Annotated in this window: 15 protein-coding genes; 7 read left to right on the top strand and 8 right to left on the bottom strand. The window is 43.2% G+C overall.

Annotation, left to right across the window (positions count from 1 at the left end; translation table 11 throughout):
* Positions 1–80 precede the first annotated feature (80 nt).
* The 4 genes from rsmG to asnC form a co-directional block, all read right to left on the bottom strand.
* Positions 81–704, bottom strand: coding sequence for a 16S rRNA (guanine(527)-N(7))-methyltransferase RsmG (rsmG, locus tag JK188_RS10855; protein ID WP_211887560.1), 624 nt, complete (start codon positions 702–704; stop codon positions 81–83).
* A 1-nt stretch (position 705) separates the two neighbouring features.
* A complete protein-coding gene (gene mnmG / locus JK188_RS10850; protein WP_154637901.1) occupies positions 706–2,595 on the bottom strand; it encodes a tRNA uridine-5-carboxymethylaminomethyl(34) synthesis enzyme MnmG in 1,890 nt (629 codons plus the stop codon).
* A 376-nt stretch (positions 2,596–2,971) separates the two neighbouring features.
* Positions 2,972–3,418 carry an FMN-binding protein MioC gene (gene mioC, locus JK188_RS10845; RefSeq protein WP_211887558.1) on the bottom strand — a complete coding sequence of 149 codons (447 nt, stop codon included), beginning with the start codon at positions 3,416–3,418 and terminating at the stop codon, positions 2,972–2,974.
* A 91-nt stretch (positions 3,419–3,509) separates the two neighbouring features.
* Complete coding sequence (asnC, locus tag JK188_RS10840) at positions 3,510–3,971, bottom strand: transcriptional regulator AsnC (RefSeq protein WP_036950600.1); 462 nt, start codon at positions 3,969–3,971, stop codon at positions 3,510–3,512.
* Between the two features lie 161 nt (positions 3,972–4,132).
* Here asnC and asnA point away from each other — a divergent pair, with 161 nt between their 5' ends.
* Complete coding sequence (gene asnA, locus JK188_RS10835; protein WP_036950599.1) at positions 4,133–5,125, top strand: aspartate--ammonia ligase; 993 nt, start codon at positions 4,133–4,135, stop codon at positions 5,123–5,125.
* Here the strand turns inward: asnA and viaA are convergent, their stop codons facing one another.
* Positions 5,126–6,583, bottom strand: coding sequence for an ATPase RavA stimulator ViaA (gene viaA / locus JK188_RS10830; protein ID WP_211887556.1), 1,458 nt, complete (start codon positions 6,581–6,583; stop codon positions 5,126–5,128).
* Positions 6,580–8,103, bottom strand: coding sequence for an ATPase RavA (gene ravA / locus JK188_RS10825; protein WP_211887555.1), 1,524 nt, complete (start codon positions 8,101–8,103; stop codon positions 6,580–6,582). The genes viaA and ravA overlap by 4 nt, the downstream gene beginning before the upstream one ends.
* Before the next feature lie 392 nt (positions 8,104–8,495).
* Between ravA and rbsD the strand changes: the two genes are divergently transcribed.
* From rbsD to rbsR, 6 genes are all read left to right on the top strand, one after another.
* Positions 8,496–8,915: a D-ribose pyranase gene (gene rbsD / locus JK188_RS10820; RefSeq protein ID WP_108479112.1), complete on the top strand. Its 420-nt coding sequence runs from the start codon at positions 8,496–8,498 to the stop codon at positions 8,913–8,915.
* 7 nt (positions 8,916–8,922) lie between these two features.
* A complete protein-coding gene (rbsA, locus tag JK188_RS10815) occupies positions 8,923–10,437 on the top strand; it encodes a ribose ABC transporter ATP-binding protein RbsA (RefSeq protein ID WP_187128539.1) in 1,515 nt (504 codons plus the stop codon).
* A complete protein-coding gene (gene rbsC, locus JK188_RS10810) occupies positions 10,434–11,396 on the top strand; it encodes a ribose ABC transporter permease (RefSeq protein ID WP_036950589.1) in 963 nt (320 codons plus the stop codon). The genes rbsA and rbsC overlap by 4 nt, the downstream gene beginning before the upstream one ends.
* Before the next feature lie 39 nt (positions 11,397–11,435).
* Positions 11,436–12,326: a ribose ABC transporter substrate-binding protein RbsB gene (gene rbsB / locus JK188_RS10805; RefSeq protein WP_132496970.1), complete on the top strand. Its 891-nt coding sequence runs from the start codon at positions 11,436–11,438 to the stop codon at positions 12,324–12,326.
* Positions 12,327–12,446: 120 nt separating this feature from the next.
* Positions 12,447–13,370: a ribokinase gene (rbsK, locus tag JK188_RS10800; protein ID WP_154603246.1), complete on the top strand. Its 924-nt coding sequence runs from the start codon at positions 12,447–12,449 to the stop codon at positions 13,368–13,370.
* Between the two features lie 9 nt (positions 13,371–13,379).
* Positions 13,380–14,381: a ribose operon transcriptional repressor RbsR gene (gene rbsR, locus JK188_RS10795; RefSeq protein ID WP_211887554.1), complete on the top strand. Its 1,002-nt coding sequence runs from the start codon at positions 13,380–13,382 to the stop codon at positions 14,379–14,381.
* On the opposite strand, the gene mdtD is transcribed toward rbsR, so the two are convergent.
* Both mdtD and JK188_RS10785 read right to left on the bottom strand, forming a co-directional pair.
* On the bottom strand, positions 14,378–15,790 hold the full coding sequence (gene mdtD, locus JK188_RS10790) for a multidrug transporter subunit MdtD (RefSeq protein WP_211887552.1): 1,413 nt from the start codon (positions 15,788–15,790) through the stop codon (positions 14,378–14,380). The two genes, rbsR and mdtD, sit on opposite strands and share 4 nt — an antisense overlap.
* Positions 15,791–15,835: 45 nt before the next feature.
* The gene (locus JK188_RS10785) at positions 15,836–16,528 is read right to left on the bottom strand and encodes a FadR/GntR family transcriptional regulator (protein ID WP_211887550.1); all 693 of its coding nucleotides are present in this window, start codon (positions 16,526–16,528) and stop codon (positions 15,836–15,838) included.
* Between the last annotated feature and the right edge of the window lie 217 nt (positions 16,529–16,745).

The raw sequence follows: 16,745 nt of genomic DNA, 5'->3' as shown, positions 1-16,745 counted from the left end.
ATTATATATAAAAATAGCCGTAACATTGTAAATGTACGGCTACCGCTCTAAAAGATAAAATAATTTTACTAAAAACTACGTTATTTTTTGAATAATTTAACCAAGTGACGCTGTTCGTCTAATTCTGGAATTTTTAGCTCTGTAATGGACTCAACTTCAAATCCTTCAGGTAGCTGTGTGAGTTCTTCGTTACGAACCACACCTTTTAACGCATAAAAGCACCCTTCCCTTGCAGGAAGATGGTGGCACCAACTCAGCATATCGTTGAGTGATGCAAAGGCTCTGCTAATTACGCCATCAAATCCATCTTCAACAGGGTACTCTTCCACTCGAGATTGAACTGGCTCAATGTTAGTCAGCCCTAACTCATGCTGAACCTGTTTTAGGAAGCGTATACGCTTTCCTAAGCTATCCAATAAAACAAAGTGAGCATCAGGTCGAACAATAGCTAAAGGTACGCCAGGAAGCCCTGGGCCCGTTCCTACATCGATAAACTTGTCACCCTTAAGGTGATCGTTCACCACGATACTGTCCATGATGTGGCGAACTAACATTTGTTCAGGCTCACGTACCGACGTTAAGTTGTACGCTTTGTTCCACTTGTGCAATAAACCAACATAATCGACTAACTGTTGTTTTTGCTTGTCAGTCAGTTGGATATCGGTTTTGGCCAATAGCTTTGTCAGTTTGCTGAATAAATCCATATTATGCACTCCGACGCAGCATGCCTTGTTTTTTGAGCCACACTAACAGAATTGAAATCGCTGCCGGTGTGATCCCTGAAATACGAGATGCTTGACCAATTGACGTTGGTTTGTGGTCATTCAGCTTCGCCATCACTTCATTAGATAAGCCTTTCACTTGCTTATAGTCCAAATCAACAGGAAGTAATGTGTTTTCATTACGCAGTTGACGTTCGATCTCTTCTTGCTGACGAGCAATGTAACCTTCGTATTTCACTTGAATTTCAACTTGATCTGCTGCTTGAGGATCTTCAACACCCGGAGCAAACAGATTTAACGAGGTCAGCATTTGATACGTCATTTCAGGACGACGCAGTAAATCTTCACCATTCGCTTCTTTCGATAATGGAACGGTTAAAATTTGGTCGATTTCTTCATGATTATCAGATTTAGGGTGAACCCAGATATCTTTTAAGCGTTGACGCTCTTTTTCAATCATTTCGACTTTGCGGTTGAAGTGTTCCCAACGAACATCATCCACTAAACCTAATTCACGTCCTTTTTCGGTTAAACGTAAATCGGCGTTATCTTCACGCAGCATCAAACGGTATTCCGCACGAGAAGTGAACATACGGTACGGTTCTTTGGTACCTAATGTGCACAGATCGTCAACCAGTACGCCGACATAGGCTTGGTCACGACGTGGGAACCAACCTTCAAGGTCAAATGCATGTTGTGCTGCGTTAAGACCCGCTAATAAACCTTGAGCAGCCGCTTCTTCATAACCTGTTGTACCGTTGATTTGACCAGCAAAGAACAAGCCTTCGATAAATTTGCTTTCGAGAGTTTGTTTTAGATCACGCGGGTCAAAGAAATCGTACTCAATGGCATAACCAGGACGGACGATCCTTGCATTTTCCATTCCCTTCATGGAATGAACTATTTTCATTTGGACATCAAATGGCAAGCTGGTGGAGATCCCGTTTGGATAAATTTCGTTGCTGGTTAAACCTTCTGGCTCTAAGAAGATCTGGTGAGCGTTTTTATCTGCAAAACGCATCACTTTGTCTTCAATTGAAGGACAGTAACGAGGGCCGATCCCTTCGATGATCCCTGCATACATAGGGCTGCGATCTAAGTTATTACGGATCACATCATGAGTTTGCTCATTGGTATACGTGATGTAGCAAGGCACTTGTTGCGGATGTTGCTCTTGCGAACCTAAAAATGAGAATACCGGCATTGGGTCGTCACCTAGCTGTTGAGCTAACTGACTGAAATCAATAGTTCTTGCATCAATACGTGGTGGTGTACCCGTTTTTAAACGGTTTACACGTAATGGCAATTCTCTTAAACGTTGAGATAACGTAATTGCTGGTGGATCACCTGCACGACCACCGCTGTAGTTTTCTAAACCGATATGAATTTTTCCATCAAGGAAAGTACCTACGGTTAATACCACCGCTTTGGCTTTAAATTTTAAGCCCATGCGGGTAACAGCGCCAGTTACTCGGTTATTTTCAACAATCAGATCTTCAACAGGTTGCTGGAAGATCATTAAGTTTGGTTGGTTCTCTAATGCAGTTCTAACGGCTTGGCGATATAGCACGCGGTCTGCTTGTGCGCGAGTTGCACGAACCGCTGGGCCTTTACTTGCATTGAGTGTTCTAAATTGAATACCCGCTTTGTCAGTTGCGGTAGCCATTAAGCCACCGAGGGCATCAATTTCTCTTACCAGATGTCCCTTACCGATCCCACCGATGGCTGGGTTGCAAGACATCTGGCCCAATGTATCAATATTGTGAGTCAGTAATAGGGTTTGACGCCCCATACGTGCAGCTGCCATTGCTGCCTCAGTACCGGCATGACCACCACCAATTACGATGACGTCAAATTGCTCTGGATAAAACATGTGTGAACCTTAACGTTAGAAAATGCGGATTCTGCATTCGAGGAGTGAATTCTACTCAAGTTTGATGGAGAGACCAAGCCCTGGCCTCTCGCCTATATAATATAAAGATCTTTTTTATTTAAAGATCTCTTTATTAGATCTTTTATTAGGATCGACGGTTTCTGTGGATAAGTGAATTTTCACTTTAAAGATCATCAAAGTGTAAAGGATCATATACTGTGAATGATCCGTGATCCTTTTGCGTATAAGCTGGGATCAAAACAGGGACTTATGCACAGGCTTTGGACGACCTAAAACTTATAATCTGGATAACTACCGGTTAATACCATGATCTTACCGGAGTTATCCACAGTTGTTTGCGGTTAATTTGAACAGATCAGAGTTCGTCTGCCCAAATTTTAACCCATTCTCCTGCGGGATCTTCAGGAATTTCGTGTTGCTGAACATCAATTTCGAAGCAATCACCGATCCTTTTTGCACCATGATCCTGTAATAAGGTATCAAGAGTATGGATCGCACCACAAAAAGTGTCATATTCCGAACTGCCAATTCCCACAGCACCGTACTTGATCTTACTCAGGTCTGGTGACTGAGATTGAATTGCTTCAGCTAACGGTTGGATATTTTCGGGAAGATCCCCTGCGCCATGTGTGGAGCTCACCACCAGCCATAACCCTTCAAGTGGTAAGTCATCTAGTTCAGGACCGTGCTGTATATCCGTTTCATAGCCGAGTTCTTCTAAAATCTCTGCCATATGCTCCGCTACATATTCGGCACTGCCCATGGTACTGCCACTAATTAAGGTTACTTTTGTTACGCTCATGGTCACTCTCTTTCACATTAACAGGGCGCTATTGTACGCTGTGAATGAGCTGGGATCTACCTGTGGATAATGTGGTTATATCATTTTTTTTCTACGGGGTGATCGTTCGCATGATCGGGTTCTGTAAGGAGATCAGCGTTTCGGTTGATTGTATTTCATCGATAGTCTGAATTTTGTTGATAAGTACATCTTGAAGGGAATCTATCGAGCGGCACATTACCTTAATAAAGATACTGTATTGACCCGTCGTATAGTAAACCTCCACGACTTCCTCTAAAGCATCCAGCTTTTTAAGGGCTGTATGGTAATCCTTGGCACTTTTTAAAATGATCCCGATAAAGCAGCAGACATCAAAACCCAATTGTTTTGCGCTGATATCGATACGGGTTCCTTTTATGATCCCAGCTTGCTTCATTTTTTCCACTCGCACATGAATAGTTCCGGGACTTACCGAGAATTTTTTGGCGAGTTCAGCATAAGGTGTACGTGCATTGACCATTAATTCGTGAAGTATGTCACGATCGAGATTATCGATTTGATAATTTTCTGGCATTATTTAGCCCTCATTTTGATGATTATTCATTTTTATACCCATTTTTTTAATCAAAATAAATAGTAAAGGCTTTTTTTAATGATGGATATTGAATTTATACCTCATTTTGTTGCTTAATCTACACATCGGCTAATTACAGCTAACAAATTATGGGTAAAATTATGGACAAGTCATTCATCGAACATCAGCAACAAATCAGCTTTGTTAAATCTTATTTCTCACGTTTACTTGAAAAAGAGCTTGGCTTAATCGAAGTTCAAGGTCCTATCCTGAGCCGTTTAGGTGATGGTACACAAGACAACTTATCAGGCTGCGAAAAAGCCGTTCAAGTAAAAGTGAAATCAATTCCTGGTGCAACGTTTGAAGTGGTTCACTCTTTGGCTAAATGGAAACGCAAAACCTTAGGTCGTTTTGGTTTCAGCGAAGGTCAAGGTCTGTACACACACATGAAAGCGTTACGTCCGGACGAGGATCGCTTAACTCCAATCCACTCCGTCTATGTTGACCAGTGGGATTGGGAAAAAGTGATGGCAGATGAGGATCGTACACTTCCTTATCTGAAGCAGACAGTGGGTAAAATCTATAAGGCAATAAAAGAAACAGAAGCTGCCGTAAGTAAAGAATTTGGACTGGCACCGTTCCTGCCAGACCAAATTCACTTTATCCACAGCGAAGAGCTGCTAAAACGTTACCCAGACTTAGACGCAAAAGGTCGTGAGCGTGCGATTGCGAAAGAATTGGGTGCTGTATTCTTAATCGGTATTGGTGGAAAACTGTCAAGCGGCGAATCCCACGATGTGCGTGCACCAGACTACGATGACTGGACAACCGAAAACGAAGATGGCTTCAAAGGCTTAAACGGTGACATCATTGTTTGGAACCCTGTATTACAAGACGCATTTGAAATCTCTTCAATGGGGATCCGTGTCAGTCCTGAATGTTTAACTCGCCAACTCGCATTAACAGGTGATGAAAAACGTATGGAATTGGAATGGCATCAAGCGTTAGTCAAAGGTGAAATGCCGCAATCTATCGGTGGTGGTATTGGCCAATCTCGCTTAGTGATGTTACTACTGCAACGTCAACATATCGGTCAAGTTCAGTGTGGTGTTTGGTCACCAGAAATGGCTGAAACTGTTGAAGATATGCTGTAATTAGCGATTAAAACGGCGCAGTAGTCGGCTCTTTAGCCCTGTATCAAAGCGCCAGATATGATCAAATATCTTCATGATACCGGGCTTCCCATAATTTGAGACTGATACCGCATGGAAGCGGTATTTACCCACCTTCTGAAGGGATTTTATCTTCTGAATTAACTCGTCCGGTAAGCGTTGAGCCACAAAGTCTGAAATAACAACCGCATCGGCATCACTCCACTGTTTTGACTCCAATTTTACTGTTGTTTCTCGCAAACATGCCGCTAAGTCTGTTCCGCCACGGAATGTTTGATGCAAGAAGCGCATGCACTGTTCTAAGCCATCTGCTGAGAGAAGATCATAATGAACAATTTCGGTGGAAAACAGCATCACATGGCAAGCTCGGTTATCCGCCAGCGCGATTTTCATTAAAGCGAGGCAGAATGCTTTTGCACAGCGTTCATTGATTCCACCCATCGAACCGGAAGTATCGATACAAACCACAAATGGGCCTCTAGGCTGATCTTCATGTTGATGATGAGTGACTGGGCGTAAAACTTTGCGTTCTTGCCAGCTTTCCCCTTGTAAACGATAGGTAATAAGCTGTTTCTCTAATAACTTACGGTAGAATTCAAATTCAATATCTTCGAGGCCTAGCATCGCAAGCTCAGCCGGTAATAGCCGCAGAATATCGTCACTCTGGTTTAAGCCATTCACTTGTTCAGGTACAGTTTCCGGGACTTTTTCCATCACCGTCATCGGCTCAAGGAGCACATTATCATCCAGAATAGATTTGGCTGATTGGCTACGCCCCAGTAGCTGAGCAATTTTTTCAAGCTCGGGTTGCTGGCGCAAAAAATCACTGTAGCGAGCGATTAACTGATCATTATAAGACGCTGGGTTATTAAACCCTTTGCTAAGATCCCACAATCGCCCTGATGAGCGTTCGTTTTCCCCTAGAATATCCTCAAGGTTTCCACTCAATGCTAAACGGCGCTGTAATTCCGCCAGCAATTGCTCTTTTTCTTGCTCTAAGAGCTCTTTATGTAATGTAGTCACCTGCAAAATCAAACTAATACGCCAACGCTGAACAATTAAAGATTGCCGTGCACTGCGATTTTCAATTTTGCCCTTTTGCAGTTGTAAGGCTTCACGGTAAAACGGGGAATCTAACTGCTCGAGCCGCGCTATCACATCGGGTAATTGCGTGAAGAACGTATCCGTGGGGATGCCTAATGACTTCTGATATAGCCCAAACTCTTCAGAGAGTTGCTGAGGGACTAGCGCATCTTGCAGCTTCTGTTTAAGGTCTTTTTTCCAGCTGGAAAGATCTTTTAATAGCGCCTTTTTCAATCGAGGATGCTTTTCAAAGAAAACCGCCAGCTGTGGGGTGGCGAGAAGAGAAATAATAATCTCTTCAATCAGCTGGCTTTCATTCACGGAAAGCAATAATTCGAGGGACGCTAGGCTCATCATAATGAATTAGCCACTTTTCCCATGATCTGCTGGCGGAGCTGGGTCAACCTATCGCTAAGCTTAATAAAGCTCTCTTCAACATCTGCTAGCCAATGTGCCTCGATAAACAGGTTAGGTTGCTGCTTCTCAAACTGGTATTTCGCCCCTTGGATTTCGTTTTGGATGGCATCAAGCTTATCTAGCCACTCCTTATTATTGGTTGTCGGCGCCGCTGTAGGATTTTTATCTTGTAAATATAAGGTTGATGCTTGATGGCTAACATCTAACAGTTGGATTTGGTTTAAATTATTCACTTCAGCGGCTAGCTCTTGCGCGAAACCAATTCCATTAAGATGAGCGGATAATGTGGTGCCTTTATTAAGGAAATTTACCAGTGATTTTTTCTCGGTGGTAATAAAGGTCACTTTCATATTATGTAGCTGTAATGGGCGATGCAAAAATAGGGTTACGCGCCCTTCGCTAATATTATCAGGCAACACATAAGAGGCTTTTCGTGCAAACATTGCGTTATTTTTTAAAACTTTAAACGCATCTTGGTTATTTTGATCTTGGGTGGATGACATCCACTGTTGGTAAACTTGCTCAATTTCTCGCGTAAATTTACGCTGTTGCCAACCATCTTCTTGTACTAATGACTTGAGCAATTGGGGCAGTAGGTTCATTGACTGCATATCGTGCCATAGGCAATCTTTGAGCAGCACAATATCCAACGGCGAAACAGAGTTTCGACCATTAAAGAATGCGCTAGCCTGCAATAAATAAACGGCTTTTTTCCAACGTCTATCAGAGACATACAGATTCTTCTCTGTGGCATCAATTTGTTGGCGTAATTGGTAAATCAATTCAAAACAGTGATCGGGCAGCGAAACCTTGGGAATTTCTTTTTGCCACTCGCGATATTCTTCTTCACTGATTTTTAGGTGATCAGGAACCAAATTCTCTTCTTGCTGAGATTTGCCTGTCAGCAGCGCGCGGAAATTTTGTTTCTCTTGTACTTTATCCAGCCAAATTCGCAGCAACATCCTATCAAACAGCGCTTCAAGGCTATTATCCGCATCGGGTAGTTCGTTGGATGCGGTGACTAGCAAGCGCATTGGGATATTTTTCTCTTCATCCCCATTACGGAATTTGCGTTCATTTATGGCAGTTAGTAAGGTATTTAAGATGGCAGGGCCTGCTTTCCAAATTTCATCCAAAAACACCACTTCCGCATCGGGCAGGTATCCTTTGGTTAAACGCTCATAACGCCCTTCATCTTTTAAGGCTTGAATGGAAAGCGGTCCAAAAATCTCTTCAGGGGTAGAAAAGCGCGTCATTAAATATTCAAACGCATTTGCTTGGCGGAAGGCATATTTCATGCGGCGGGCAATTAAGCTTTTCGCTATCCCAGGAGGCCCCAGCAAGAACACACTTTCCCCACTCAGCGTGGCGAGCAAACACAAACGAATAGCTTGCTGACGTTCATACAAACCACCTTCAAGGTAGTTGCTTAATTGGGCTATCCGTTCTGCTAATTGCATAAGGTGTTCCTTTTCTCTAAATAACTCGTCTAAGGGTTAGAGGGAGATGGTTATTGACCAAGCTATTGCTAGGTTAGCTGTCCTTTTATTCATTGTGCAATCAGTTTTGTGATTTTTCTTTGATGTTATTTCGGATAAAGAGCAACAAATTTACCTTGTAACGAACAACTGAGTATTAATTAGGCAGGAACGATTCAGCGACAACTTATTCAATAAGTTAGCTTTTTATGCGTAAAAATAGGCTAACGAAACGTTTCGATAGTGATCACAAAACCAAGATAAGAACATTGAGTTGTGACTGTTCTTTACTATTATTGTATAAGCGAAACGTTTCGCTCATGCAGAGTCGAAACTCAAAAGTAGAAAAAATAGACTAAAAACGGTGGTAAAGAATGAAGAAAGGTATGTTGCTTAACTCAAATGTTGCTTCCGTGATTGCAAAACTCGGTCATACCGACCATATCACACTGGGAGATGCAGGTTTACCCATTCCTGCCAGCGCTGAACGTATCGATCTGGCTGTGACGCAAGGACTACCGGATTTTATGTCTGTTTTGCGGGTGATCACCCAAGAAATGCAGGTAGAAAAAGCGATACTTGCTCAAGAAATCAGCAAAATAAATCCGCAAATGGAAAAAGCTATTTTAGCCCATCTTCATGAATTGGAAGCGGCGCAGGGAAATCATATTGAAGTCATCTATTGCAGTCATGAACATTTCAAGCAACGTACTCATGAAAGCAAAGCCGTGATCCGAACAGGGGAATGTTCACCATACGCTAATATCATTCTTTGTTCTGGTGTGACTTTCTGAGGTGACTATGCAACCTTTATTAGAACTTATCGGCATTGATAAAGCCTTCCCCGGTGTAAAAGCTCTCTCTGGAGCCGCCTTAAAAGTCTACCCTGGTCGAGTGATGGCGCTGGTGGGGGAAAATGGTGCGGGTAAATCCACCATGATGAAAGTACTCACGGGGATCTACAACAAAGACGCGGGCGCGATCCGTTACCTTGGTAAAGAAGTGGCGTTTAATGGTCCGAAAAGTTCCCAAGAAGCGGGGATTGGGATCATTCACCAAGAACTGAATTTAATTCCTGAACTTACCATCGCTGAAAACATTTTTTTAGGTCGCGAATTTGTGAACAAATTCGGCAAAATCGACTGGAAAAAAATGTTCAACGAATCAGACAAACTGCTCCAGCGATTAAACCTTGATTACGATAGCCACCAAACTATCGCCGAATTATCTATCGGTGAACAACAAATGGTGGAAATTGCCAAAGTTCTCAGCTTTCAGTCTCAAGTCATCATTATGGATGAGCCGACAGACGCACTTACCGATACCGAAACCGCCTCACTCTTTCGCGTGATTGAAGATTTAAAATCCCAAGGCTGCGGCATTGTGTATATATCTCACCGTTTAAAAGAGATCTTCGAAATTTGCGACGACGTGACTGTTTTTCGTGATGGCCAGTTTATTGGTGAAAAGCCCGTCAGTGAATTAGAAGAAGAAAAACTGATTGAGATGATGGTAGGACGCAAACTGGAAGACCAGTATCCACGAGTCGATGTACCTGTTGGCGATATTCGCCTGCAAGTTGAAAATGTTTCTGGCCCCGGTGTCACCAATGCCAGTTTCACGCTAAAAAGCGGTGAAATTTTAGGTGTTTCAGGTTTGATGGGCGCAGGACGTACGGAGCTGATGAAAATCATCTACGGTGCAGCTCCGAAAAAATCTGGCAATATCCAGTTAGAAGGTAAAAACGTCACCTTAAAAACCCCGCAAGATGGCTTGAATAACGGCATCGTTTATATTTCGGAAGACCGTAAGCGCGATGGGTTAGTGCTGGGGATGTCAGTAAAAGAAAATATGTCCTTAACGGCATTAGGTTATTTCAGCCGTTTTGGCGGCAGCTTAAAGCACAGTGAAGAACAGATGACCGTGGGGGATTTTATCCGCTTATTTAATATTAAAACCCCATCCATGGACCAAATTATTGGCAACTTATCTGGTGGTAACCAGCAAAAAGTGGCTATTGCCCGTGGACTAATGACACGACCGAAAGTGCTTATCCTCGATGAGCCAACCCGTGGTGTCGACGTCGGGGCAAAAAAAGAGATCTACCAACTAATCAACCAATTTAAAAAAGAAGGGCTGAGTATCATCCTTGTATCTTCAGAAATGCCTGAAGTGATTGGGATGAGCGATCGCATTTTGGTTATGCATGAAGGGCATATCAGCGGCGAATTCTCTGCCAAAGAAGCAACGCAGGAAGCCTTAATGGCGGCCGCAGTCGGTAAAAATTACGGCTCAGTTCAGGAGTTAACAGCATGAGTTCAACAACCGCACCATCAAAACGCTATTTCAGCAAAGCATGGCTAATGGAGCAAAAATCCTTAATCGCCCTATTAGTCTTAATTGCGATTGTTTCAACCCTAAGTCCTAACTTTTTTACGGTCAACAACCTGTTTAACATCCTGCAACAGACTTCTGTGAACGCGATTATGGCGGTGGGAATGACATTAGTGATTCTTACGTCGGGCATTGATTTGTCTGTGGGATCACTGCTGGCATTAACAGGTGCGGTGGCTGCATCGATGGTCGGTGCTGAAGTGAATGCCTTTGTTGCTGTCGCAGGAGCATTAGCGCTCGGTGCTGCAATTGGTGCATGCACAGGGGTGATCGTCGCCAAAGGTAAAGTCCAAGCTTTTATTGCAACATTGGTCATGATGCTATTACTACGTGGTGTAACCCGTGTTTATACCGATGGCAGCCCAATCAATACCGGCTTTAGCGATAATGCCGATTTATTTGGCTGGTTTGGTATCGGACGCCCATTAGGTATTCCTACCCCAGTATGGTTAATGGTTATCGTCTTTGCTGCAGCATGGTACATGCTGCACCACACTCGCTTAGGTCGTTATATCTATGCGTTAGGTGGAAATGAATCAGCGACCCGCTTATCTGGTATTAATGTCGATAAAATTAAAATTATCGTTTACTCCCTGTGTGGTTTATTAGCAGCGTTGGCGAGTGTGATTGAAGTTGCACGTTTATCTTCTGCTCAGCCAATGGCGGGTAACGGTTATGAACTGGATGCGATTGCTGCGGTGGTACTGGGTGGCACAAGCCTCGCTGGTGGTAAAGGGCGCATTGTTGGTACGCTGATTGGTGCGCTGATCCTTGGTTTCTTAAACAATGGTTTGAACTTATTAGGTATTTCCTCGAACTACCAAATGATCGTAAAAGCCGTTGTGATTTTATTAGCTGTACTTGTTGATAACAAAAAATAGTGATTCTGACCCCTACCCGATAACGACAGGAATTTTCTTATGAAACTGAATAAATTAGCGACTTTATTTACCGCTTTTGCACTAACAGCAACCGTCAGTGTGAACGCGATGGCCAAAGAGAGCATCGCGCTGGTTATTTCAACCCTGAACAACCCATTCTTTGTGACCATGAAAGATGCGGCACAAAAAGAAGCGGACAAACTGGGTTATGAACTGATTGTTTTGGATTCTCAAGATAACCCGGCGAAAGAGTTAGCGAACGTCCAAGATTTAACGGTACGTGGTACCAAATTAATGCTGATCAACCCAACTGACTCTGACGCAGTGGGTAACTCTATCCTGATGGCTAATAAAGCGAAAATCCCCGTGATCACCTTAGACCGCGCCGCTAACAAAGGTGAAGTGGTGAGCCATGTTGCTTCTGATAACCGCATGGGTGGAAAAATGGCGGCAGACTTTATTGCCAAGAAAACGGGCAATGACGCCAAAGTTATTCAATTAGAAGGGATTTCTGGAACGTCGGCAGCTCGTGAACGTGGTGAAGGTTTCAATACGGGTGCGAAAGAGCATAAATTCAACGTATTAGCGAGCCAGCCTGCGGATTTCGACAGAACTAAAGGCTTGAACGTTATGCAAAACTTATTGACTGCACACCCTACTGTTCAGGCTGTTTTTGCACAAAATGATGAAATGGCTTTAGGTGCGTTAAGAGCATTACAAACTGCCGGTCGTGATGACGTTTTAGTGGTTGGTTTTGATGGCACAAATGACGGTATCAAAGCAGTTCAAGGTGGAAAATTAGGCGCGACGATTGCTCAACGCCCAGATCAAATTGGTATTGTTGGGGTGCAGATCGCAGATAAAGTATTAAAAGGCGAGAAAGTCGAAGCAACAGTTCCCGTTGAATTAGAACTCGTGGTAAAACAGTAATTTTTAGTAAAACAACAATTCGATATAAAGTAATAATCCTTGATAAAACAAGAAGATTGATAAATCGCCGTGAGTTTAGCGGCGGTTTATTTAATTGCGCAGCAAAAGGACATAAATGTGATGGCAGCAGCTAAACTGGTTGTTTTAGGTAGTATCAACGTTGACCACATTCTCAATGTGCAGCAGTTTCCCCAGCCTGGCGAAACAGTAAGAGGTGATAGTTACCAAGTTGCTTTCGGTGGCAAAGGTGCCAACCAAGCGGTAGCCGCAGGTCGTAGTGGCGCTGATATCACATTTATTGCTTGTGTCGGTGATGACGATGTCGGTGTTAGTATCAAAAAACAGCTGCAAAAAGATACAATTAAGATTGATTGTATTGATTCAGTTGCTGGTGAAACAACGGGTGTTGCACTCATTTATGTAAACGGGCAAGGCGAAAATATTATTGGGATCAATGCGGGAGCCAATGGTCATCTTTCTACAGAACGACTAGCCGCATATCAGCAAAAAATTATCGATGCTGATGCTTTATTGATGCAGCTTGAATCGCCAATTGAAACTGTTCAAATGGCCGCTGAGATCGCGCGTAAACACCAAACTCAAGTGATTTTAAACCCAGCGCCTGCACAAGCGTTGCCAGATTCGCTACTGTCGCTGGTGGATGTGATCACGCCGAATGAAACGGAAGCGGAGCATTTAACGGGCATCGCTGTTAATGATGAAGAAGGCGCACAAAAAGCAGCGCAAGCACTGCATCAAAAAGGCATTAATAAAGTGATGATTACATTGGGCGCCAGAGGGGTTTGGTACAGTGAATCAGGCAAGCAAGGGAAAATAATTCCGGGCTTTAAAGTGAAAGCGGTGGACACCATTGCAGCAGGTGATACATTCAATGGGGCGTATGTAACTGCGCTACTTGAAGGTCAGTCCGATGAAGATGCAATTGTCTTTGCCCATGCGGCGGCTGCAATTGCAGTGACACGTCCCGGCGCACAACCTTCTGTTCCATGGCGTAATGAAATAGACCAGTTTCTTCTTCAATAGGATCAATTTGTGGCAACAATGAAAGATGTTGCTCGCCTTGCTGGCGTGTCAACATCCACCGTCTCCCATGTTATCAATCAAAATCGCTATGTTAGCGAAAGCGTTACTTCACGGGTAAAAAGTGCCATCGAACAGCTTAACTATGCGCCATCGGCCTTAGCGAGAAGTTTGAAGATGAACCGCACCAATACCATCGGAATGTTACTGACTGCCAGTAATAACCCGTTTTATGCGGAAGTCGTGCGTGGTGTAGAACGTAGTTGCTACGAATTGGGTTACAGTTTGATCCTGTGCAACACTGAAGGGGATTTCAAGCGGATGGATCATAGCTTAGAAACCCTTCTGCAAAAACGCGTCGATGGGCTTCTTATTATGTGCACCGAAGCACAGGGTCCATCCAAAGCCGTATTTTCTCGTTATCCCTCTGTTCCTACAGTAATGATGGACTGGTCTCCGTTTGAATCAGCCGGAGATATTATTCAGGATAACTCGTTCCTCGGCGGTGAAATCGCCACGCGTCATTTAATCGATGCGGGGTTTACTCGAATTGCCTGTATTGCCGGTCCTCAAGATAAATCTCCTGCACAAGCGCGTTATCAAGGTTTCCTTCATGCCATGAAGGCGGCATCCCTCAAAATCCACGAAGAATATATTATCTTTAGCGATTTTGAATTTTCAGGTGGGTTTGATTCGATGAATAAACTTTTGGCGTTACCGAATCCCCCAGATGCTATTTTTGCGGGGAATGACGCGATGGCGGTCGGTGCCTACCAAGCGATTTACCAAAAAGGCATGAAAGTGCCAGACGACATTTCCATTATTGGTTATGACGATATTGCACTTTCTTCTTATATGATCCCACCACTCACTACTGTTCATCAGCCAAAGGATGAACTTGGTCAGCAAGCGGTTAACCAACTCATTTATCGAATGGATAACCCAGATGCGGAACCCTCTGTTTTAGTCTTAACGCCAAAACTCGTGGAACGCCAATCAGTGAGGAAACGCTAATTCTGCGTTTTCTCAGATTTTTTGCCTTTGCCTTTAATTAAATTATCGCCATCGGTTTTACTGAGTAATAGAAACACAAAGGCAGAAAGTAACGTAATAGCCCCGATAGTAATAAAGGTGTAATGGAAGTTATCCACGACATTACTATTTGGCTGGTTATCAAAAAAGCTCAAAATGGTGGCGCTCACTGCGATCCCAAAGCTAATCGAAAGTTGCTGAGTCACTGCGAGCATACTGTTACCGGCGCTAGCGTTATTATCCGTTAAATCCGCTAAGCAAATGGTATTCATGGCAGTGAACTGGGTGGACATCACCATTCCTAAAACAAACAACGGAACGATAAGCAGATAAATCGACATATCTGGAGATTGCAGCGAAAACTGCGAGACCATCAACCCAATAATCACCGTGACAGTAAATAGCGTATTACGATATCCAAATCGGGTTAGAATTCTTGTGACTGCGGATTTTGCTGTAATCGAGCCAATGGCCAGCGGAGCCATCATCATTCCCGCCACCACCGCTTCATAACCAAATCCCACTTGCAGCATCAATGGCATTAGGAATGGAATGCTTCCAGTACCTAATCGAGTGGCGATATTACCGCTAATACCGATGGAAAAGGTTCTCGTCTTAAATAAGTTGAGCGGAATAATGGCGTGCTTAATGCGCCTTGCGTGGAATATATAAAGAAGAAGACAAAGAAAACCGCCCAGAACAATCGCTAAAGGTATATAGCTAGATAATGATTTATCGCCAAACAGATCTAAACTGACCGACAGCATGACCAAGCCAAACCCAAATAAAAGAAATCCAAGGGTATCAAATTTACGCTTTGGCATTTTAAAATCAGGCATATGCTTTAATGCATACACAATCCCAAGTACACCAATAGGGATATTAATAATGAATATCCAATGCCATGTGGCATAGGTGACGAGAATACCACCTAATAGAGGTCCTAAGATGGGGCCGACTAATCCAGGGATGGTGACAAAATTCAATATAGGTAGAAGTTCACTGCGCGGATACGCCCGAATTAATGCGAGTCGCGCTACTGGCATCATCATCGCCCCGCCAATTCCTTGGATAACGCGAGAAATAACAAGCACTGTTAATGAAGGGGAAAGAGCGCAGAGCAATGATCCTAAAGAAAACAGAGAAACCGCAATAATAAAGATACGTCGAGTACCAAACCTATCGGCAAACCAACCACTCACCGGAATTAACAGTGCAACTGTTAGGGTATAGCTCACCACGGCAGATTGCATCGCTAATGGAGAGTGATGCAAACTTTTGGCGATATCAGGCAGTGCCGTATTCAATATTGTGGCATCTAACGCTTGCATAAAGAAAGCCATCGCGGCAATCCATGGCAAACCCGACATATTTTTAGCAGTTTTAAACATCCGTTACCTATCGATAAATTTGGTGAGCGAATTCGTTCTGTTAGCTTATTTGTTCATTGTCGTTAATAAGGTATAGCAGAGATCGTAAGCTTCACGACTATTGCCGTTAATAATAGCATCAGCAAGTTGTTGATGAAGTTCCACTTCAATCGCATCATTTTCTGTTATTGCATCAAAATAAAGCTGGTACACCGACCTAAACAGATTCGCGAACGAAATTAAAAACGGATTACAGCACGCCCGATAGATAGTGAGATGAAAACGAAAATCAACTTTTATCCAGTGAGGTCTATCGAACTCTTTTTCCAAGGTTACCATTTCATTTGATAGTAATTGCAGAGACTGTTTTTGTTCTTCTGTGGCATTCAGTGCAGCGAGATAGCAAGCTTGAGGTTCAATAGCGAGGCGAACAACTTGAAAATGCTTAATCACCACGGACTTTTCTTCGCTATTAATCCACCAATTTAATAAGTCTTGGTCGAGAAAGTTCCAATTCGATGCGGGCATGACTCGTGTACCAATTCGAGGACGAGCTAAAACCATGCCTTTTGCCGCTAATGTCTTAATGGCTTCTCTTATGGCGGTTCGGCTTGCATTAAACTGCTTTGATAATTCTAATTCACTGGGAAGAATAGAGTCAGATAAGTAGGTGCCTTTTAATATGAGCTGTCCAAGACTCCGCGCAATAATAAAAGAGAGGTTTTTTTGTGAGGCATTTTGTTGCTTGCTCAATTCCATAATTCATCTCATACAGATACTAATCAATGATATGTTACGTGAGTAAATCAATTATTGCTGCTGAAATAGTCAAAAAACAGTAGTAATTTACGCTATTAAGTCATATTTGGCTAAAAAAAGCGCGAACGAAATAAATATGTAAAAAAACACTTGCGAGATTTTGGGAGCTCCCTATAATGCGCATCCGTTGTCACGACAAACCGGCTCGAAGAAAACC

The organism is Providencia sp. JGM181 (genome assembly GCF_018257375.1).
Classification (GTDB): domain Bacteria; phylum Pseudomonadota; class Gammaproteobacteria; order Enterobacterales; family Enterobacteriaceae; genus Providencia; species Providencia lanzhouensis.
This window is presented reverse-complemented; position numbering and strand designations above follow the sequence as displayed.

Bases quoted from the DNA above. Each gene is read 5' to 3' on its own strand.
- mdtD (WP_211887552.1), bottom strand. From the start codon at position 15,790: ATGTTTAAAACTGCTAAAAATATGTCGGGTTTGCCATGGATTGCCGCG.
- asnA (WP_036950599.1), top strand. From the start codon at position 4,133: ATGGACAAGTCATTCATCGAACATCAGCAACAAATCAGCTTTGTTAAA.
- rbsD (WP_108479112.1), top strand. From the start codon at position 8,496: ATGAAGAAAGGTATGTTGCTTAACTCAAATGTTGCTTCCGTGATTGCA.
- asnC (WP_036950600.1), bottom strand. From the start codon at position 3,971: ATGCCAGAAAATTATCAAATCGATAATCTCGATCGTGACATACTTCAC.
- rsmG (WP_211887560.1), bottom strand. From the start codon at position 704: ATGGATTTATTCAGCAAACTGACAAAGCTATTGGCCAAAACCGATATC.
- viaA (WP_211887556.1), bottom strand. From the start codon at position 6,583: ATGATGAGCCTAGCGTCCCTCGAATTATTGCTTTCCGTGAATGAAAGC.
- rbsB (WP_132496970.1), top strand. From the start codon at position 11,436: ATGAAACTGAATAAATTAGCGACTTTATTTACCGCTTTTGCACTAACA.
- rbsC (WP_036950589.1), top strand. From the start codon at position 10,434: ATGAGTTCAACAACCGCACCATCAAAACGCTATTTCAGCAAAGCATGG.
- mnmG (WP_154637901.1), bottom strand. From the start codon at position 2,595: ATGTTTTATCCAGAGCAATTTGACGTCATCGTAATTGGTGGTGGTCAT.
- mioC (WP_211887558.1), bottom strand. From the start codon at position 3,418: ATGAGCGTAACAAAAGTAACCTTAATTAGTGGCAGTACCATGGGCAGT.
- ravA (WP_211887555.1), bottom strand. From the start codon at position 8,103: ATGCAATTAGCAGAACGGATAGCCCAATTAAGCAACTACCTTGAAGGT.
- JK188_RS10785 (WP_211887550.1), bottom strand. From the start codon at position 16,528: ATGGAATTGAGCAAGCAACAAAATGCCTCACAAAAAAACCTCTCTTTT.
- rbsA (WP_187128539.1), top strand. From the start codon at position 8,923: ATGCAACCTTTATTAGAACTTATCGGCATTGATAAAGCCTTCCCCGGT.
- rbsK (WP_154603246.1), top strand. From the start codon at position 12,447: ATGGCAGCAGCTAAACTGGTTGTTTTAGGTAGTATCAACGTTGACCAC.